General features: G+C 65.1%; 12 protein-coding genes. 8 read left to right on the plus strand and 4 right to left on the minus strand.

The window, feature by feature from the left end:
- Window positions 1-32 precede the first annotated feature (32 nt).
- Window positions 33-1,700, plus strand: coding sequence for an acid phosphatase (gene acpA / locus KR767_RS06215; RefSeq protein ID WP_250878491.1), 1,668 nt, complete (start codon window positions 33-35; stop codon window positions 1,698-1,700).
- Between the two features lie 151 nt (window positions 1,701-1,851).
- On the opposite strand, the gene KR767_RS06220 is transcribed toward acpA, so the two are convergent.
- The 3 genes from KR767_RS06220 to KR767_RS06230 are packed head-to-tail and all read right to left on the minus strand — an operon-like array spanning window position 1,852 to window position 6,293.
- Window positions 1,852-3,393, minus strand: a complete 1,542-nt coding sequence (locus KR767_RS06220) for a DHA2 family efflux MFS transporter permease subunit (protein WP_250878492.1) — start codon at window positions 3,391-3,393, stop codon at window positions 1,852-1,854.
- 3 nt (window positions 3,394-3,396) lie between these two features.
- On the minus strand, window positions 3,397-4,800 hold the full coding sequence (locus KR767_RS06225) for an HlyD/EmrA/EmrK family protein (RefSeq protein ID WP_250878493.1): 1,404 nt from the start codon (window positions 4,798-4,800) through the stop codon (window positions 3,397-3,399).
- Window positions 4,797-6,293: an efflux transporter outer membrane subunit gene (locus KR767_RS06230; RefSeq protein ID WP_250878494.1), complete on the minus strand. Its 1,497-nt coding sequence runs from the start codon at window positions 6,291-6,293 to the stop codon at window positions 4,797-4,799. The genes KR767_RS06225 and KR767_RS06230 overlap by 4 nt, the downstream gene beginning before the upstream one ends.
- Before the next feature lie 154 nt (window positions 6,294-6,447).
- On the opposite strand from KR767_RS06230, the gene KR767_RS06235 reads away from it, so the two are divergent.
- The 3 genes from KR767_RS06235 (at window position 6,448) to KR767_RS06245 (ending at window position 10,706) form a co-directional block, all read left to right on the plus strand.
- A complete protein-coding gene (locus KR767_RS06235; protein WP_166945506.1) occupies window positions 6,448-7,242 on the plus strand; it encodes an undecaprenyl-diphosphate phosphatase in 795 nt (264 codons plus the stop codon).
- A gap of 264 nt (window positions 7,243-7,506) precedes the next feature.
- Complete coding sequence (locus tag KR767_RS06240; protein WP_250878495.1) at window positions 7,507-9,108, plus strand: alpha/beta fold hydrolase; 1,602 nt, start codon at window positions 7,507-7,509, stop codon at window positions 9,106-9,108.
- 128 nt (window positions 9,109-9,236) lie between these two features.
- On the plus strand, window positions 9,237-10,706 hold the full coding sequence (locus KR767_RS06245) for an alpha/beta hydrolase (protein ID WP_250878496.1): 1,470 nt from the start codon (window positions 9,237-9,239) through the stop codon (window positions 10,704-10,706).
- A gap of 15 nt (window positions 10,707-10,721) precedes the next feature.
- On the opposite strand, the gene KR767_RS06250 is transcribed toward KR767_RS06245, so the two are convergent.
- Entirely contained in the window at window positions 10,722-11,705 is a 984-nt protein-coding gene (locus KR767_RS06250; protein ID WP_166945512.1) for a LysR family transcriptional regulator, read from the minus strand.
- A gap of 185 nt (window positions 11,706-11,890) precedes the next feature.
- Here KR767_RS06250 and KR767_RS06255 point away from each other — a divergent pair, with 185 nt between their 5' ends.
- From KR767_RS06255 to KR767_RS06270, 4 genes are read left to right on the plus strand one after another with little or no spacing between them, the layout of a single operon-like run.
- A complete protein-coding gene (locus tag KR767_RS06255) occupies window positions 11,891-13,090 on the plus strand; it encodes an efflux RND transporter periplasmic adaptor subunit (RefSeq protein ID WP_250878497.1) in 1,200 nt (399 codons plus the stop codon).
- A gap of 7 nt (window positions 13,091-13,097) precedes the next feature.
- A complete protein-coding gene (locus tag KR767_RS06260) occupies window positions 13,098-16,289 on the plus strand; it encodes an efflux RND transporter permease subunit (protein ID WP_166945516.1) in 3,192 nt (1,063 codons plus the stop codon).
- 3 nt (window positions 16,290-16,292) lie between these two features.
- Window positions 16,293-17,726 carry an efflux transporter outer membrane subunit gene (locus KR767_RS06265; RefSeq protein WP_250878498.1) on the plus strand — a complete coding sequence of 478 codons (1,434 nt, stop codon included), beginning with the start codon at window positions 16,293-16,295 and terminating at the stop codon, window positions 17,724-17,726.
- Window positions 17,723-18,496: an SDR family NAD(P)-dependent oxidoreductase gene (locus KR767_RS06270; protein ID WP_250878499.1), complete on the plus strand. Its 774-nt coding sequence runs from the start codon at window positions 17,723-17,725 to the stop codon at window positions 18,494-18,496. The genes KR767_RS06265 and KR767_RS06270 overlap by 4 nt, the downstream gene beginning before the upstream one ends.
- Window positions 18,497-19,242: the final 746 nt, after the last annotated feature.

A 19,242-nucleotide genomic window follows, 5' to 3' on the forward strand; every position in this document is an offset into this window, starting at 1 on the left:
GGTCCCCCACCACCTCGGCAGACAGATAGATCATGAGCAAACCCGAAGACGACAAGCCCGATGCCGGGCGTCGCCGCCTCCTTGGCGGCATGGCCACCACGGGCGCGCTGATCGCGCTGGGTGGCGGCAGCGATGTCATCGCCGCCGGCAAGGCTGTTGCGGCCACGCCCACCCCGACCGAACTCGATGCCTTGCTGGACAAGCACATCCAGAACGTGGTCGTGATCTATGCGGAAAATCGCAGCTTCAACAATCTGTTCGGCAATTTCCCGGGCGTAAAGGAGCCCCTGTCGGCCGTGCCGAAGGAACGCTACGTGCAGCGCGATCGCGACGGCAAACCCTTCGCGAAGCTGCCGCCGATCTGGGGCGGCATGGTGCCGGAGTCGCAGACGGTCAACCACCGCGTCTACAAGGTCGCGGAAAAGGACCTCACCGACCTGCCGAACGCCCCGTGGGCCCTGCGCATGCCTGATGGCGAGCCCCTCCCCCATGGCGTGGTCACCCGCGACCTGGTCCATGCCTTCTACAACAACCAGTTGCAGATCAACGGCGGCAAGAACGATGGCTTCGTGGCCTGGGGCGACAACGGCGCGCTGACCATGGGGCACTACGACGAAGCACCGGTGCACCTGCGCCTGTGGCGCCTGGCCGAGCAGTTCACGCTCTGCGACAACTTCTTCATGGGCGCCTTCGGCGGTTCGTTCCTCAACCACCAGTATCTCGTGGCCGCCCAGCCGCCGTTCTACCCGAACGCCGACAAGAGCCCGGCCCAGTTCGGCATCGCGGTGACGCAGAGCGGCTCGGCCACCGATTACCGCCTGAAGTTGGCGGACGACTCCCCGGCCAGCGCCACGCAGGGCAAGCCGAAGTTCGCCCATCACAACCAGCTCACCCCGGACTTCTACGCGGTGAACACCATGGGTCCGCCGTATTCGCCGGGCTTCAACGTAGACCAAAAGAACCCGGCGCTCGCCGACGCCAGCAGCCCGAACACCCTGGTGCCGCAGACGCACAAGCACATCGGCGACATGCTTTCGGCGAAGAACATCGACTGGGCCTGGTACGGCGGTGCCTTCCAGGCCGCACTGGATGGCAAGGGCGACAGCGAGAACGGCACCTTCCCTTCCACGCCCAACTTCCAGGCGCACCACCAGCCGCTCAACTATTTCGTGAGCCTCGCCCCGGGAACCGACGCACGCAAGAAGCACCTGCTGGACGGCGGCCTGGGCGAAACGGCGAAGACCAACCGTTTCCTCGCCGATGCAAAAGCCGGCAAGCTGCCGCCGGTAGCCTTCTACAAGCCGCAGGGCGATCTGAACATGCACGCCGGCTATTCCGACGTGGAAGCCGGTGACCGCCATATCGGCGCCATCATCCACGAGCTGCGCCAGAGCAAGCAGTGGAAGAACATGCTGGTGGTCATCACCTTCGACGAGAACGGCGGCTGGTGGGATCACGTGGCACCCCCAAAGGGCGACCGCTGGGGACCGGGCACACGCATTCCCGCGCTGGTGGTGTCGCCGTTCGCGAAGAAGGGCCATGTCGAGCACACCATCTACGACACCGGCTCCATCGCGCGCTTCATCACGCGCCGGTTCAAGCTGGAAAAACTGCCGGGCCTGAAGATGCGCGAAGACGCCATGACGGCCGCCGGTGGCCCGCCCCCCGGCGACCTGACCGAAACCCTCCAGTTCACCTGATCGTAACCATGTAGGAGCGTGCCTCGCGCGCGACCGGCCCGGAGCCATGCAGTCATCGCTTCCGAACGGTCGCGCGCAAGGCGCGCTCCTACAGTTCGCTTCGTAGCCATCGCATCCGCGATCCGGCGGCAGCCGGCCTGGATACAAAGGCTCAATGTGCCAGCGTGCCACCCGAAGCAAACGGCGGCTTCGCAAACCAGATCGCGATCATCGCCAGGCCGAACATCAGGCCGAAGAGCCAGAACACATCGTTTACCGCCAGCGTCGCGGCCTGCATGTCCACGATGCGATTGAGCGCCGCGTTGGCCGTGGGGCCCTGCACGCCGAAGGTCTGGAAACGGTCGAGGTATTCCATCGTTGTACGATCGCCCGAGCCGATGTGTTCCGCCAGCGTCGCATGGTGATACGTGGTGCGATGCGAGTACATCGTCGTACTGACCGCCGTGGCGATACTCCCTGCCAGCGTGCGGAAGAAGTTCGACAGACCCGATGCACTGGCCACCTGCTCGTCGGGAATGCCAGACAGGATGATCTGGTTCACCGGCACGAAGAACAGTGCCACGCCCGCACCCATCATCAAGCGCGGCAATGCCAGCTCCGCATAAGGCGCCGTCGTATTCAACGTCGCCATCCAGAATGAAGCACCGGCAAAGATCGCAAAACCCAGCGTATTCAGCAGGCGCAGGTCGAACTTGTTCTGGAACGCGCCGACCAGTGGCGACATGAAGATGGCAAGTATGCCGATGGGTGCCACGACGAAACCGGCCCAGGTGGCGGTATAGCCCATCACCTCCTGCACCCACATGGGCATCACCACGGTGCCGCCGAAGAACGCGAACATGCCCAGCGACAGGCACAGCACGCCGATGAAGAAGTTGCGCTTGCCCAGCAGGCGCAGCTCCACCACGGGGTTCTTGTGCATCAGCTCCCATGCCACGAGGAAGGTCAGGCAGACCAGCGCCACGATCGCCAGCACCGTGATGGTCTTTGAGGTGAACCAGTCATCATCGTTGCCGTTGTCCAGCATGAATTGCAGGCAGCCCACGCCAACCGCCAGAAGGAAGAGGCCAATGGCGTCCACCGGCATCTTCACCACCTTCGATTCCCGGCCGCGCAGCAGGGTGATGGTGATGATCAGGGCGAACAGACCCACGGGAATATTGATGAAGAAGATCCACGACCAGTGATAGTTGTCGGTGATCCAGCCCCCCAGAATCGGGCCGAAGACGGGAGCCACCACGACCGTCATCGCCCATAGCGCCAGCGCGATGGGGCGCTTGGCCGGCGGATAGTTGTTAAGCAGCAGGGTCTGCGACAACGGCACCATCGGCCCCGACACGGCACCCTGCAACAGGCGGAACACGATGAGCATCGGCATGCTCTGCGCCAGGCCGCACAGCGCCGAAAACACTACGAACAGCAGCACAGAGACGCTGAACGTCCGCACCTCGCCGAAACGCTTCGCCACCCATCCGGTCAGCGGCTGCATGACCGCACTGGCCATGGAATAGGCACTGATCGCCATCGTGCCTTCGTTGCTGCTGACGCCGAGATTGCCCGCGATGGTGCGCACGGAGACGTTCACGATGGAGATATCGAGCACCTCCATGAACGTCGCCAGTGCGACGCCCGCCGTGAGCAAGGCCAGTTGGCCGCCTCGCAGCGGCGCCAGTGAAGTGCTGCCGCCTGCCATGGCTTAGCTGCGCTTCGCCGGCACGGGCGCGGGCACCTGCACGGTGTTCGCGCGGATGATCTCCAGTGCGTGCTGATCGGCCTCGCCCATTTCCTGCTCGTAGACGTTGGTGGTCATCAGCGGCTTGCTGCGCGGTGTCTCGGACAGCACGCGACCACCGCGATCATGCGTATCGACGGTCACATCCGCGGACAGGCCCACGCGCAACGGATGCTTGCGAAGGTCTTCCGCATCCAGCGACACGCGTACCGGCAGGCGCTGCACGACCTTGATCCAGTTGCCCGTGGCATTCTCGGCCGGCAGCAGCGAGAACGCGCTACCCGTGCCCGCATTCAAGCCGATGACCTTGCCGTGGTATTCCACGCCTGAGTACATATCGGTAGTAACTTTCACCGGCTGGCCGATACGGATGTGCTGGAGCTGGGTTTCCTTGAAGTTGGCATCGACCCACAGATCGGACAACGGCACGATCGTGAGCAGGTCCTGCCCCGGCTGTATGCGCTGGCCTACCTGTACCTGACGACGCGCTGCGTACCCCTCGATGGGCGAGACGATGGCGTTGCGGCCGTTGTTGACCCAGGCGTTACGGAACTGGGCCCGGGCCTGGACCACCGCGGGGAAATTCTCCACGGTGGTGCCATCCACCTGTGCGTGGGCCGCGGCGGCCTCGCGTTCGGCGGCCTGCAAGGCAGCCTGTGCCTGCTGCATCTGCCGTTTGCCCGTATCGACTTCCTCGGCCGATACCGCACGACGCTCCAGCAGCGGATGGCGACGGTTGTACTCGTCGCGCGCCTGTTCGTACTGCGCACGTCGCTGCGGAATGGCCGCATCGGCCTGGTTGGCCTGCTGCATCTTCGCCTGTGCCTCGCGCACGGCCTGCGCCAGCTGGCCTTCGGCGTTCATGAGCGACACCCGTGCATCCACCGGATCGAGGCGGATCAGCACCTGCCCGGCATGGACGCGATCGGTTTCCTCCGCAGCCACCTCGACGACGGTGCCCGCCACACGGGACGAGACCGTCACCATGTCGCCCTTGATATAGGCATCGTCGGTGGTTTCGCGCAGGGAAAATACGAAGAGGTAGAGCAACAGCCAGGTAATGCCCGCCAGGATGAAGACGGCGGCGATGATCGAAAGAATCAGCACCTTCTTCCGCTTCGCCTTCGGATCATCTTCTTTCTTCTTGTTCTCGTCTTTTTCCTTGTCGCCACCCTCGCCCTTGTCCTTGTCATCGCCAGCGGCGTGATCCTTGTCGTCCGCCTTGCTGCCGTCATCGGCATGCCTGTCGTCGCCCTTTTCCTCCGGCGACGATTCATCACCGTACTTGTGCAGGTACTTGTAGCGATACTTGTAGGGCAGCGGTTCGCTCGCGCCTTCGTCGCGCGGATCGTCGTTTTCGGGAGTCATCGCGTGGATTCCTTGCCGGCGGCGGTGGCCGGTAGATCGGGCAGGTCGTCGGCGTGGTAGCCACCACCCAGCGCATGAATGAGTGAGAGGTTCGCGGAAATCATCTGGCCGGTGAGTTGCAGTCGGGCATCGCGTTGCTGGTCGACCTGCATGTCGGCGTTGAGCCAGTTGCGGTCGTCGATCAGTCCCTTCGAGCGACGGTCACCCGCCTTGCGCTGCTGTGCCTGCGCGGCATCGAACTGGCGGTCCTGCTGCTGCTTCTGGGCGTCGAGCATGCGCAGCCGCGCCACACCCTGGGCGATATCGCCGGCGGCCTGCACCACGGCACCGTCGTATTGCGCCACGGCCGTATCGAGCTGCGCCTGGGCGCTCTCGAACTGCGCTTTCAGCCTGCCTCCGCTGAAAATGGGCAACTGCACCGATGGACCGATGTTGCCGAGGGTCAGGTCCGTGCGAGTGCCGGAGCCGAGGTCCGGATAGGTGCGCAGGAATGCACCCAGGGCCATCAGGCTCACGTCCGGGTAATAGGCCTTGCGTGCCTGGTCGATCTGCCGCGACGAGGCCTCGATCTGCCAGCGCGCGGCAGCAATGTCAGGACGACGGGCCAGCAGGCCCAGGCGTGCGTCGGGCGGCAGTTCGGTATCGGGCGTGGGCAACGGCACGGACGACAACGTACCCAGTGCCGTCGGCGACACACCGGCCAGCGCGGCGAGCTGGGCCAGGTCCAGCGCTGACGCGCCCTCCAGCTGCGCTACGGCGCCGCGTTGCTGCGCCAGCTGGCCATCGGCCTGGTCGAGCGTGGTCGGATCGTCCAGCCCGCCGTGCACGCGAAGCTCGACCAGTTCCCGGTATTGCGCGGCGCTGTCCGCTGCATGCTTAGCCACCGCAAGGCGCGCCTGCTGTGCCTGCCAGTCGAAATACGTGTTCACGACGTTGTATTGCAGGGATGCGGCGGCCGACGCCCGCTCGGCCTCGGCCGCCCGGGCCTGGCCCACGGCGGCGGCCACGGCATCCTTCTGCTTGCCCCACAGGTCGATGTCCCAGGTGGCCAGCGCGCCAGCCACGCCGCTGTTGCTCCAGCTATGTCCGGGGCTCAGCTGGAAGCCCTGTGCATTGCCGGTGGCACCGGGCGCCTCGCCACGCAGCGTGACGTCACTGTAGCCATGCGAGCCGCCCAGCAGCCCGCGCACCTGCGGATTCAGCTCGGCGCGGGCCGAATCCACGGCACGCGATGCCGCGCGGTAACGGGCCTCGGCCTGCTCCAGGTTGGGCGAGCCGCGCATGGCGAGATCGACGATCCGGTCCAGCTGGGCATCGCCATAGCGATGCCACCAGTCGGGCTCGGGCCAGCCGGCCTTGCCCGTCGGCAGGCCGGCCAGGGGCACCTCGTCACGAGGGACGAAGCTGGGTGGCCGGACCGGCGGCGCGCAGGCGCCGAGGGTCAGGGTCGCCGCCAGGATGGCGACGCGTATCCGGAAAGTGGGAGGCGCCATGGGCAGGTCCGTATGCGAATTCTTGCGAATGGACGACCGCCGGGGCCGTCCATGCGTCGGGCGAAAGTAACAGTGCCCCGCGTGGGCACGATGTGACGGTGCAGGCCGCTCAGCGGCTAAGCTATGGCGCCGCCCCAACGAGAAAGCGAGTCACGTGAACGACCTCATCAGCGCCATCCTGCTCGGCATCGTCGAGGGAATCACCGAATTCCTGCCCGTCTCCAGCACGGGTCACCTGCTGATCGCCGAACGCTGGCTCGGTGCACGCTCCGACCTGTTCAACGTGGCCATCCAGGCCGGCGCGATCCTCGCCGTCACCTTCATCTACTGGCGCACGCTGTGGAGCTTCGTGCTGAACTGGCGGCGCCCGGAAACCCGCGCCTACATCGCGAAGCTCGCCGTGGCCTTTCTCATCACCGCGGTGCTCGGCCTTATCGTGACCAAGCTGGGCTTCAAGCTGCCCGAGAACATCACGCCGATCGCATGGGCGCTCATCATCGGTGGCATCTGGATGATCGTGGCCGAACGCCTCGCCGCGAAGCAGCCCGATCGCACGACGGTAACCTGGAAGGTAGCGATCCTCGTCGGCTTCGCACAGATCGTTGCCGGCGTGTTCCCGGGTACGTCGCGCTCGGCGGCCACCATCTTCGTCGCCATGCTGGCCGGTACGAGCAATCGCGCCGCCGCCACGGAATTCGCCTTCCTCGTCGGCATCCCGACGATGTACGCCGCTACGGGCTACGAGCTGCTGAAGACCTTCCACAATGGCGGAGCCGCCGGTGAGGACTGGACCGGCCTGGCCGTGGCCTTCGTCGTCTCGACCATCGTCGCCTTCGCGGCCGTGAAGTGGCTGCTCGGCTACATCCGCTCGCATCGCTTCACGGCCTTCGCGGTGTATCGCATCGCCCTGGGTGCTGCGCTGCTGTTGTTCCTGCCCTCGGGCGTGTGAGCGCAAAGCTCGCGCACCGGAATGCCTATGCACGGTGCGCGACCCGCGACAGGTCGGTGTCGTCCGGCAACGCTGGGCCAGCAATGGCTCACTGCGGCGGATGACACGCACATCAAGGATTTCATGACAGCGTTGTCGCCCCTTGGCCGGTCGCGTCCCTCCATGCGCCTATAGGCCATGCAACACCCATGTCCTACGTTCGGACGCACCACCGGATACGCCACATCGCGCACCGATGGTTCCAGCAACGAACAAGGACATTTCATGCAGGAACGCAAACCCCGCTCCACACGTCATCCGCTGGCCATGGGCATCCTGGCTGCCTGTCTTCTTCATGCAGGCGATACGCTGGCCTCCACGGCCGATCTCGACTGGGATACCTGCGAGCGCTCCAATCCGTATATCGGCGAGGAACATCCGGGCACCAGCGTGCTGTGTGCCAGTCTCCGCGTGCCCCTGGACTACCGCAACCCCACCGGGAAGACGACCGAGGTGCAGGTCATGCGCGTACGTCATGGCCACATCGACACGCCACGCAAGGCCATCTTCTTCAACTTCGGTGGCCCCGGCCACGACCCGCGCGAAACGCTTGAGCGAACCGCCGTGAACTGGGTCGACGTCGCGCCGGATGACGAAGTGTTCGGCGAATTCAACAAGGTCGCCGGGCAGTTCGATCTCATCACGCTCGTGCCCCGTGGCATGAACCCCGATAACCGCCTGGAGTGCGACTATGATCGCGAACTGCCCCTGCATGAGCTGTACGAAAACCGTGACAGCAACCGCGCGTGGCGCGGACTCCTGGAGCTGACACGAAACTATGCGAGAAACTGTGGCCCCGCATCGCAAGCACTGGGTGTGGACACCGATACCTATGTGAAAGACATCGAATCCCTTCGCATGGCCAGCGGTTACGACAAATTATCGTTCTACGGAGCATCTTATGGTTCGCTGACCGCGCTCTGGTACGGCGCCAGCTATCCGGACAGGGTAAGCCACATGGTGCTGGACGGTGTCATGGACGTCACCAGGACATGGAACGACATCGTCAAGACGGACCTCGCGCGCCGCGACCAGGCCCTCATCGACGCAGCAGTGCAGCCTACCGCCAACGATGCTCAGGCCTACGGGCTGGGGATGCAGGCCGGCAGCGTGCTGGTGAAGCTCATGCGCATGCCGCTGTCGCTGCGGATGGCATGGCAGGCCGACATCGAAACGCCCGAAGACGTGCTGGCTGCCGTCACGCTGTCGAACTGGCTGACGAACGGGATGACGCTACGCCAGGTGCGCGCAGCCCTCGACACCCACGACTTCAGCAAGGACACGCAGGTCAACCATGCCACCATCGTGGCAGCCGCGCATCTGTACGCGGCTATTCCGCGTCCGCCCATGCTTCATCGCACGAGCAACGACGAATCCGATATCTCTACCGGCACCAACCTTGCCGTGCAATGCAACGATGCACCCTGGGAACGGAACATCGATACCTGGCGGCGGTTCCTGCTCAACAGTATCGGCTGGTCGTTCAGTCTGGGCGAAGGCGATATCGTGACCTCGCTGGTGTGCGCTCAATGGCCACGCACGCAGAATCGTTTCCCTGATGTCAGCAAGCTGGCGAAACTGCCTCCGGCACTCATCCTCAACGGCGAATACGACCGCACCACGACCTGGGAGGGTGCCCGTGCCACCATGGCACTGATGCCCCGCGCACGGGCCGTGCTCGCACGCGACACCAGCGATCATGGCGTGCTCGGCAAGAGCTTCTCACCGTGCATCGAGCGAACCGCCGCCCGTTACCTGCTGACCGGCGCACTGCCGGCCAGCACCGTCACCAAGTGCCACTACGAGCCCATGCCCGACAAGCGCTGAACGCCTTCCCATCGACGTTGCTGACCTGGCTTCCTTGCCGGAGGACTACGCAAGCGTCCTCCGGTACCTCTATCCGATGGCGGGCGCCAACCCTAGTGTCATGGGTTTGAATGGACAAGGACGCCCCCATGGATCGCATCGTGCCTTCCGTTTTTCGCCACGCCTGGCTGCCGCTGCTTGCTCTGGCGGCCAGCCAGGACGCTGGTGCCACACCTGTCGCCTGGACCCCTTCGATCACGCCGGGCGTTGAATGCGCCGGCCTCGCCGTTCCGCTCGATTACCACGGCGATACGGCGGAAACCCGCCAGATCGAGGTCTGCCGGATGCGCCCGGCGGAACCGGCACACCGACGTGGCGTCATGCTGCTGGTTCCAGGGGAGAGCGACCTGACACCTGCCCAGGCGCTTAGCCAGCAGGTCGAGCGTTGGAGGCAGAGCACGCTCGACGACTGGAAGGCGCTGGCACGCACCTTCGATGTGGTCACCGTCGCCCCTCGCGGACTGACATCCGGCACCGACAATGCCTGCCTGTCGGCAGCCGACGAGGGCGGCCTCGCTACCTACCGCCGCTTCGGCATCGATACCTCAGCGGCCAATCTCGATGCGGCGGCCAATCGTGCCGTCCTGCTGGCCTTCACGTGTTCCGGTGACTCCATGGCGCCCTACGCAGGCATCCGCCAGCGCCTGGGTGACATCGAGAGTCTGCGCAGCCGGCTGGGTGAAGACTTCAGCGCCATCTACGCCACGGGGCAAGGCGCCTGGGTCGTCGCCCGGTATCTCGCCATCCATCCTGGCGCCATGTCTCCCGTGGTCCTGGACAGCCCCGTGGATTTCACCGCCACCCGCTGGGGGGCCACGCAATCGGGCCTGATGGCGCGCGGCGCGCTCTACCGGAATGCATTATCTCTCGTCGATGCATCCATCGATGCGACGGCGGCGTTTGCACGACTTCCCGCCTGGTTCCGCGTACTGGTGGACGACCATATCGCCGAACCCCGCGTCCTGAAGAACGCACTGGAGGTCGGCCGCTGCATGGCATCGGCATCGCCCGAGCTGCGGCCCTACTGTGCAAAAGGCTACGGCCCGGTGGGGGCGGACTTCCTTCCGGACGCCACCTTCCGCCTGATTGCGTCGGACTCACCTTCCGACCAGGAGAACCTGTCCGGTAGCGGGCGCAAACCCGCCTCGCAGGCCCATACGCGTGACGTCATCGCTCGCGCATGCGTGGATGACGATTCCTATCGCGCTCCCCTTGGCCTATGGAAGCAACGCATCGTCGGGCTGGATCGTGAGGCACCGCTGGCGCAATACGGCGAAGGCTTCGTCGGCATGGTCTGCTCGCACTGGCCGCGCAACGTGGCGCCGACGCCGGTACATCCGGATGCCGGCAATACGCCGGTGCTGGCATTGCGCAAGGAAGGCGATACCGCGGCGATGCATACCGATATCGTCAAGGCGATGGCATCGACACGCCATGGCACGCTGGTCATGAGCAAGGACCCCGTCATGCATGACGCCTGCGCGGCGCACCTTGCCCGGGCGTTCCTCATCGACGGGCATCGCCCGGCGACGCCCCTCGTGAACTGCGCCGCCGAGTGACCTGACCGCCGGCGGTCAGGCGACCTTCGCCACCGCCGGCATCGCCATCTTCTGCATCTTCATGAGTTCGGCCTGCTGCTGTTCCACGATCTTGCACTGCGGTTCGCTGGTGCGCTGGAACAACTCGCTGGTCCACTCGATAAAGGCCTGCACGCGCGCCGAAAGGTGGCGCTTCTGCGGGTAGACGATCCACAGGTTGGAGCCGGTGGAAATCGTGTCGGTCATGATGATTTCCAGCATGCCCTTCTCCAGTGCGCATGCGGCAAGGCAATGCGGCGCCTGGATGATGCCCAGGCCCGCGATGGCGGCCTGGATCACCGACTCGCCGTCATTGATCAGCATATGTGCGTCCACGTCCACCGACACGCGACCGCCCGGAGTGTCGAATTGCCACTGCGACGGCTTGCCCGTGCTGGGGTGCACGAAGTTCACCGTCTTGTGCTGGCGCAACTCCTCGATGGTCGAGGGCGTGCCGTGACGGCCGAGGTAGCCTGGCGAGGCGCACAGCACGTTGCTGAAGTGGCCGATCTTGCGCGCGATGAGGCTCGAATCGGCCAGTTCGCCCATGCGGATGGCGCAGTCGAAGCCTTCCTCGTTCAGGTCGAACGGGAAATCGCACATGGTCATTTCGAGGCGGATATCGGGGAAACGGCGCTCGAATTCCGCAAGATTAGGAATGAGCGCGGCACGCCCCACGGCCGATGACGCGGCCACCTTCAGCTTGCCCGCCGGCTTGGTCCTGGCGTAGCCCAGGGCCTCGGTCGCCTCGGTGAGGTCTGCAAGGATCTCCTTGCATCGTGCGTAGAACGCGGAGCCATCGTCGGTCAACCGCAGCGAACGTGTCGAGCGGAAGAATAGGCGCGCCCCGAGGTTTTCTTCCAGGCGGGAAATGGCCCGGCTCACCCCCGAGGGGGTCATCTCCAGATGCTGCGCCGCGGCGGAAAAACTCTTCGCCTCGACCACCCGGACAAACACGCTGATAGCGGAAAAGTCTTCCATCGCCGACTCCCCAAAGGATGCATTCGTGACTGGCCGTCACAGGCGAGGTGATTGTAGACCCATTTTTCGCTTGACGGGCAAGACCTAGATTTCGCCACCTGAAGCGGACCGCCTTGACCTCAACTTAAGTTGAGGCTCGATCATGCGGCACCGCAACGCCATTCCGATCAGCTCCCAGGACTACCATGAAGAAGAAAATCCTGTTCGGTTCGTCCGCCCTGGCGGTTGCGATTGCGTCGGCCCTCTGGTTGAGCGCGGGTGGTCCCAGCCACGCCGCCGAGCCGGCGGCCGCCATGCCAGCCCCCGAAGTCACCGTCGCCCAGGTCCTCCTGCGCCCGGTCGCCGACACTGCCGCCTTCACCGGCCGCATCCAGTCGGTGGACACCATCCAGATCAAGCCCCGCGTCAGCGGCTACATCGACTCGGCTCACTTCCGCGAAGGCGCCTCGGTGAAGAAGGGCGACCTGCTCTTCACCATCGACCCGCGCCCGTACAAGGCCGAAGTGGACCGCCTGGCCGCCAACCTGATCCAGGCCAAGGCCCAGGCGAAGCTCGCCGATGCCAACGCCGCCCGCGGCACGAAGCTGGTGGAACAGCACGCCGTGTCGCGTGAAGAGGCCGACAGCCTCGACACCGCCTCGGCCAGCGCCCGCGCCCAGGTCGCTTCGACCCAGGCTGCGCTCGACGCCGCCCAGCTCAACCTCTCGTTCACCCAGGTGCGCGCACCGGTCGACGGCAAGGTCAGCAATCAGCTGATCACCCCGGGCAACCTCGTCACCCCGAACGACACGCTGACCAGCGTGGTGAGCGTGGACCCGATGTACGTCTACTTCGACGTGGACGAGCAGAGCTTCCTGAAGCTCGATCGCCTGCGCCGCCAGAACGGCCGCGCGCCGGAAGTGGAAATGGGCCTGGCTGACGAAGACGGCTACCCGCACAAGGGCAAGATCGATTTCGTCGACAACCAGATTCGCAGCGGCGCCGGCACGATCCGCCTGCGCGCGGTGTTCCCGAATGCCGATGGTGCCTACACCGCCGGTCTGTTCGCACGCGTCGAACTGCAAAGCGGCGACACCCAGCCGCGCGCCCTCATCGACGACAAGGCCGTGGGCACCGATCTCGGCAACAAGTTCGTCTACGTGCTCGGCAAGGACAAGAAGGTGGAATACCGCCGCGTGTCCACCGGTGCGCTCGTCGATGGCCTGCGTGTCGTCGAGGGCGTGAATGCCGAAGACGTGGTGGTGGTGAACGGTCTGCAGCACGTGCGTCCCGGCGTCGAAGTAAATGCCAAGCGCGTCGCCATGACCTCGCTCACGCCAGACAACGGACGCAGCGTCGCGTCACGCCGGGCAGGCGTGGACAGCGTCGCCCAGAACCAGGACTGATCCTTCCATGAAAATCGCCCAATTCTTCGTCGAACGGCCGATCCTCGCGGGCGTGCTGTCGGTGCTGTTCCTGATCGCGGGCGGTATCGCCGTGTTCAAGCTGCCGATCAGCGAATACCCGGAAGTGGTGCCGCCCACGGTGGTGGTGAAAGCCACCTACCCTGGCGCCAACCCCAAGGTGATCGCCGAAACCGTCGCCACGCCGCTCGAAGAGCAGATCAACGGCGTGGAAGGCATGCTCTACACCTCGTCGCAGTCCACCAGCGACGGCGCGATGACCCTCACCGTGACCTTCGCCCTCGGCACCGACCTGGACAACGCCCAGGTGCAGGTGCAGAACCGCGTGTCGCAGGCGCTGCCGCGCCTGCCCGAGGAAGTGCAGCGCCTCGGCGTCACCACCAACAAGAGCTCGCCCGACCTGACGATGGTGGTTCACCTCACCTCGCCGGATCACCGTTACGACATGCTCTACCTGTCGAACTACGCCCGCACGCACATCAAGGACCAGCTCGCCCGCCTGGACGGCGTGGGTGACGTGCAGCTGTTCGGCGCCGGCGAATACAGCATGCGCATCTGGATGAACCCGGAGAAGCTCGCCATCCGCAACCTCACCACGGGCGACGTGGTGAAGGCGATCCGCGAGCAGAACATCGAGGTGGCCGCCGGTGCACTGAACGCGCCCCCGGGCCCGAACAGCAATGCCTTCCAGGTCAACATCAACACGCGCGGCCGTCTCATTACCGAGGACGACTTCCTCAACATCATCGTCCGCAGCGATGCCAGCGGTTCGGTCACCCACCTGCGCGACGTCGCACGCGTGGAACTGGGCTCGAACAACTACGCGCTGCGCAGCCTGCTGAACAACCGCGAGGCGGTGGCGATTCCCATCTTCCAGCGCCCGGGCTCGAACGCGATCGCGATCTCCGACGAAGTGCGCAAGGAGATGGCCGAGCTGAAGAAGGATTTCCCCCAGGGCGTGGACTTCTCCATCGTCTACGACCCGACGGTGTTCGTGCGCGGCTCCATCGACGCCGTGGTGCACACGCTGTTCGAGGCCATCGTGCTCGTGGTGCTGGTGGTGATCCTGTTCCTGCAGACCTGGCGCGCCTCGATCATCCCGCTGGTGGCCGTGCCCGTCTCGCTGATCGGCACCTTCGCGATCATGTACATCGCGGGCTTCTCGCTCAACGCGCTGTCGCTGTTCGGCCTGGTGCTCGCCATCGGTATCGTGGTGGACGACGCCATCGTGGTGGTGGAAAACGTGGAGCGCCATATCGAGCATGGCCTCGATCCGAAGATGGCCACGCGCCAGGCCATGACCGAAGTGACCGGCCCCATCGTCGCCACGGCCCTCGTACTGTGCGCCGTGTTCGTGCCAGCCGCCTTCATCAGCGGCCTCACCGGCCAGTTCTATCGCCAGTTCGCGCTGACCATCGCCATCTCGACGGTGATCTCGGCCTTCAACTCGCTGACCCTGAGCCCGGCGCTGTCGGCCATCCTGCTCAAGGGCCATAACGAGCCGAAGGACAAGCTCACGATCTGGATGGACAAGAGCCTCGGCTGGCTGTTCCGTCCGTTCAACCGCACCTTCGAACGCGCAGCCAATGGCTATGTGAGCGGCGTGCAGAAGATCCTGCGCTTCTCGGCCATCGTGCTGGTGATCTACGCGGGCCTCGTCGGCCTCGCTTTCCTCGGCTTCTCCAAGACGCCGACTGGCTTCGTGCCCCCGCAGGACAAGCAGTACCTGGTGTCGTTTGCGCAGCTACCCGATGCCGCCTCGCTCGATCGTACCGAAAACGTGATCCGCCGCATGGGCGATATCGCGCTGGCACAGCCTGGCGTGGAAAGCGCCGTGCAGTTCCCGGGCCTGTCGATCAACGGCTTCACCAACAGCACCAACGCCGGCATCGTGTTCGTCACGCTGAAGCCGTTCGAGGAGCGTCGTTCGGCCGACCTCTCGGCCAATGCCATCGCCGCTGCCCTGAATGCCAAGTTCGCGTCGGTGCAGGATGCGTACATCGCGATCTTCCCGCCACCGCCGGTGAACGGCCTCGGCACGATCGGCGGTTTCCGCATGCAGATCGAAGACCGCGCCGACCTGGGCTTCGAGGAGCTGTTCAAGCAGACCCAGGGTGTGATCGCCGCCAGCCACAAGACGCCCGAGCTTGCCGGCCTGTTCACCAGCTACCAGGTGAGCGTGCCGCAGTTCGACGCCGACGTGGATCGCGAGAAGGCCAAGTCCGAAGGCATCGACCTGGGCGACGTGTTCCAGACCATGCAGGCCTACCTCGGCTCGCTCTACGTCAACGACTTCAACCGCTTCGGCCGCACCTACCAGGTGAACGTGTCCGCGGAGCCGTCGTTCCGTCATGAGCCCTCGGACATCGTGGGCCTGAAGACGCGCAACGCCAACGGCGATCTGATTCCGCTGGGTTCGTTCCTCACCGTGCGCCAGACCAACGGCCCGGATCGCGTGCAGCACTACAACGGCTTCCCCACCGCCGAAATCAACGGCGGCCCGGCCCCGGGTTACAGCACGGGCCAGGCGCAGGATGCGATGGAAGCGCTGGTGAAGGCCAACCTGCCCAACGGCATGACCTTCGAGTGGACCGAACTGACGTATCAGCAGATCCTCGCCGGCAACACCGCGGTGCTGGTGTTCCCGCTGTCGGTGCTGCTCGTGTTCCTGGTGCTGGCTTCGCTGTACGAAAGCCTCAGCCTGCCGCTGGCCGTAATCCTGATCGTGCCGATGGTGCTGCTGTCCGCCATCTTCGGTGTGCTCATCACCGGTGGCGACAACAACATCTTCACCCAGATCGGCCTGATCGTTCTGGTGGGCCTGGCGTGCAAGAACGCGATCCTGATCGTGGAATTCGCCCGCGAAGCCGAAATCGAAGGCATGAACCGCGTGGATGCCGTGCTCGAAGCGGCCCGACTGCGACTGCGCCCGATCCTGATGACGTCCTTCGCGTTCATCATGGGCGTGGTGCCGCTGGTCACCTCGCACGGTGCCGGTGCGGAAATGCGTCACGCCATGGGTGTGGCCGTGTTCTCCGGCATGCTCGGCGTCACCTTCTTCGGCCTGATCTTCACCCCGCTCTTCTATGTGCTGATCCGCGCGTGGAACGAGCGCACCGAGGCCCGTCGCGCCATCCGCCGCGAACGCCGCCTCACCGCCCATGCAGCACGGGAGTCGTAAGTCATGAAAACGCTGTTCCGCAGCACTGCCCTGTTCACCGCCCTCGTGCTCGCCGGTTGCGCGAGCGTGGGGCCGGACTACCACGCACCGAAAGAAAGCCCGGTAACCCTGCAGGGCGTCGATCCGTCGCAGCAGCAGGCCACCGACTTCCAGGCGCAATGGTGGAAGCAGTTCGGTGATCCCACCCTCGATTCGCTGATCGGGCGCGCCGCGAAGAACGCGCCTGACCTGCGCATCGCGGTGGCTCGCCTGAAGCAGGCGCGTGCGGCACTGGGCAGCGAAGAGTCACGGCAGATTCCGGATGTCGAAACCGGCGTGTCCTACTCACGGGCACGCCAGCAGCAGCCTGGCTTCAGCGACCAGCGTTCGACTGTCACCAGCTATCAGGCCGGCTTCGACGCCTCGTGGGAACTCGACCTGTTCGGCGGCATCCGCCGTTCGGTCGAGGCTGCCCGCGCCGATGCGGACGGCAGCATGGCCGCCTTGCAGAATGCGCAGGTGAGCCTGTTCGCCGAAGTGGCGCGCAACTACTTCGACCTGCGCGGCACCCAGCTGCGCATCGACGTGGCCAAGCGCGACATCACCAATCAGCAGGATTCGCTGAAGGTGATCGCCGCCCGTGTCGAGATCGGCACAGGCGCCGAGCAGGATCTGGCCAGCGCCAAGGCACGTCTTGCCGCCGTGGAGGCACAGCTTCCGGTACTGGAAAGCCAGGCCAAGGCCGATCAGTTCCGTATCGCGGTGCTGCTCGGCGAACGCCCGGGCGAACTGGACGTCGATCTGTCGCCGGCCACGTTCAAGCCCATCGACGTCAGCCTCGCCATCGGTGGTGCCGACGAAGTGCTTTCGCGTCGTCCGGACATCCGCATCGCAGAGCGTCAGCTGGCTGCGGCCAATGCCCGCATCGGCGTCGCCAAAGCCGACTGGTTCCCGCACATCTCGCTGGGTGGTTTCGTCGGTTTCCTTGCCGGTCGCAGCAACGACTTCGGCGGTGCGCAATCGCGTGCGTGGTCCATCGCTCCGAGCATCTCGTGGGCCGGCCTCAACGTGCAGCGCGTCAACGCCGGTGTGAAGGGCGCCAAGGCGCAAGCCGAAGAAGCCCGCGCCAACTACGACCGCACGGTGCTCTCCGCACTGGAAGACGTGGACAACTCGCTGGTGGGCTTCAACCTCCAGCGTGAACGCGTGCAGAAGCTGATCGTGCAGGCCGACGAAAGCCGCAAGGCCGCGCAGCTGGCGAAGCTGCGTTACGACGCCGGCCGCACCGACTACCTCGAACTGCTCGATGCCGAACGTACGCAGCTCTCGGCCGAAGACCAGCTCGCCGAGGCCGAAGCCGCCATCAACACCCGTGCCGTGCAGCTGTACAAGGCACTGGGCGGCGGCTGGCAGGCTTGCGGCGACACCACCTGCTCCCAGGTGGCGGCTGCCCCATGAACGTAGCGAAGGTCCACCGCCTGCCGGTCACCGGCAAGCGGGCCCTTCCGACCGCCGTCGAACCCCCGCTCACCCAGCGCATCGCGCTGGTGACGGGGGCCAATCGCGGCATCGGTCTGGAAGTGGCCAAGCAGCTCGCCTCGCTCGGCGTCACCGTCTTCATGGGCATGCGCGAGCCAGGCAAGAACGACAAGGCCGTGAAAGCGGTTCGCGAACTCGGTGGCGATGCCTACGCACTGAAACTGGATGTCACCAAGGCTGCCGACGTCGAAGCCGCCATCGCCACCATTGACGGCAAGTACGGCCGCCTCGACATCCTGGTGAACAACGCCGGCGGTTACTTCGACCACGACGCCCGCGCCGAACGCCCCGACATCGACGCGATCCGCGGCGCCCTTGACGTCAACCTGCTCGGCGTATGGATGCTGACGGCAGAAGCACTCCCCCTGATGCGTCGCCACGGCTACGGTCGCATCGTCAACGTATCAAGCGAATGCGCCACCGTCGCGATGTGCGGCGACAAGGCACCCGCCTATCGCGTATCGAAAGCCGCACTCAACGCCTACACGCAGGTCATCGCACGCGAAATGAGCGGCAGCGGCATCCTCATCAACGCCGTCTCCCCCGGCTGGACCGCAACGACGATGGGCGGCAAAGGCGGCCGCCCCGTAGCCGAGGGTGCGGAAGGCATCGTATGGGCTGCCCTACTCCCCGAACGCGACTCCGGCAACGGCCAGTTCTACCGCGACCGCATGAAAATCGGCTGGTAACTCCCCTGTAGGAGCGCGCCTCGCGCGCGACCGGTTGAAACGGCGCGCTCCGTAGCAACGCCAAGCTCCCTACCGAAGGGGTGGGAGCCAATCGCATCGGCGATGCTTTTACGCTCCGTAGTAAAGCAGCCTTTGGAAGCCTCGCTCCTTAGGAAGGGCTCGCCTTGCGGCCTCGCTACTCGGCGCTCGAACGTGGCTAAGAACGAGCCGGCGGGGGCGGCCCTTGTCGCGCCGGCCTGCGGTGTCCCTCGGGAAAGGAGAGCCGCTGCGCGGCTAGTGTCTTATGGCTTGCGCCCCTTCGGGCCCGGTGAGCGTGCGGGGTTTTTCGACTCGGCTCCTGCCTCGGCGAAAAATGCCGGTCATCCTGACCGGCACCCTACGGGCCTTATCCGCCCACTCCCCTCACCTCCATCAAGTCGCGCCAAGGGCCACCCCCGCCGGCTCTCCACACGTTGCGGCAACTTGTTTGCTCTGCCTACGTTACGGCAGCCTGCTTGCTCTCCCCACGCCGCCGCAATCTGCTTGCTAGCCAAACGCTGCGACAACCTGCTTTTGCTCCCCACGTTGCGACCACCTGCTTGTGTAGGAGCGTGCTTGCGCGCGACCGGTTGTCGCGAATGACATGATGGTTTCGCCCTGACCGGTCGCGCGCAAGGCGCGCTCCTACACAAGCAGGTGATCGCGAGGTTGATCGCCGATGCGATCGGCTACCACCACACCGTAGAGAGGTTGCTACCGAAGGGGTG

The organism is Luteibacter anthropi (assembly GCF_023699965.1).
In the GTDB taxonomy this organism is placed as follows: domain Bacteria; phylum Pseudomonadota; class Gammaproteobacteria; order Xanthomonadales; family Rhodanobacteraceae; genus Luteibacter; species Luteibacter anthropi.

Excerpts from the sequence above, each read along its gene's own strand:
- KR767_RS06225 (WP_250878493.1), bottom strand. The coding sequence starts at position 4,800 with ATGACTCCCGAAAACGACGATCCGCGCGACGAAGGCGCGAGCGAACCG.
- KR767_RS06220 (WP_250878492.1), bottom strand. The coding sequence starts at position 3,393 with ATGGCAGGCGGCAGCACTTCACTGGCGCCGCTGCGAGGCGGCCAACTG.
- KR767_RS06250 (WP_166945512.1), bottom strand. The coding sequence starts at position 11,705 with ATGGAAGACTTTTCCGCTATCAGCGTGTTTGTCCGGGTGGTCGAGGCG.
- KR767_RS06265 (WP_250878498.1), top strand. The coding sequence starts at position 16,293 with ATGAAAACGCTGTTCCGCAGCACTGCCCTGTTCACCGCCCTCGTGCTC.
- acpA (WP_250878491.1), top strand. The coding sequence starts at position 33 with ATGAGCAAACCCGAAGACGACAAGCCCGATGCCGGGCGTCGCCGCCTC.
- KR767_RS06230 (WP_250878494.1), bottom strand. The coding sequence starts at position 6,293 with ATGGCGCCTCCCACTTTCCGGATACGCGTCGCCATCCTGGCGGCGACC.
- KR767_RS06270 (WP_250878499.1), top strand. The coding sequence starts at position 17,723 with ATGAACGTAGCGAAGGTCCACCGCCTGCCGGTCACCGGCAAGCGGGCC.
- KR767_RS06245 (WP_250878496.1), top strand. The coding sequence starts at position 9,237 with ATGGATCGCATCGTGCCTTCCGTTTTTCGCCACGCCTGGCTGCCGCTG.
- KR767_RS06240 (WP_250878495.1), top strand. The coding sequence starts at position 7,507 with ATGCAGGAACGCAAACCCCGCTCCACACGTCATCCGCTGGCCATGGGC.
- KR767_RS06255 (WP_250878497.1), top strand. The coding sequence starts at position 11,891 with ATGAAGAAGAAAATCCTGTTCGGTTCGTCCGCCCTGGCGGTTGCGATT.
- KR767_RS06260 (WP_166945516.1), top strand. The coding sequence starts at position 13,098 with ATGAAAATCGCCCAATTCTTCGTCGAACGGCCGATCCTCGCGGGCGTG.